This window comes from Seonamhaeicola marinus (genome assembly GCF_008085455.1).
Genome location: NZ_VSDQ01000534.1, coordinates 1 through 434 on the forward strand (window position 1 = coordinate 1; position 434 = coordinate 434).

Genomic DNA, 434 nt, shown 5'->3' on the forward strand with positions numbered 1-434 from the left:
GTTGATGAGTACCAAGATACCAACCACTCACAATATTTAATAGTACGCGCACTATCAGATAAGTTTCAAAATATATGCGTTGTGGGTGATGATGCCCAAAGTATTTATGCATTCCGTGGGGCAAACATTAATAATATTTTAAACTTTCAAAAAGATTATGATGATGTTAAAGTGTTTAGGTTAGAACAAAATTACCGCTCAACCAAAAACATTGTAAACGCAGCAAATTCTGTAATAGATAAAAACCAAACCAAACTAGACAAAGTGGTTTGGACGGCCAATGATGATGGTGGTAAAATTGTAGTACACCGCTCATTAACCGATGCCGATGAAGGACGCTATGTAGCGAGTACTATTTTTGATAATAAAATGAATCATCAACTTCAAAACAGCGATTTTGCCATTCTGTATAGAACCAACGCACAATCACGCTC

General features: G+C 35.9%; 1 protein-coding gene. It reads left to right on the forward strand.

All coding sequences use genetic code 11. From position 1 onward, the window contains the following. The coding region (locus FUA24_RS08120; RefSeq protein ID WP_148541244.1) for a UvrD-helicase domain-containing protein at window positions 1-434 on the forward strand (434 nt) is incomplete at both ends.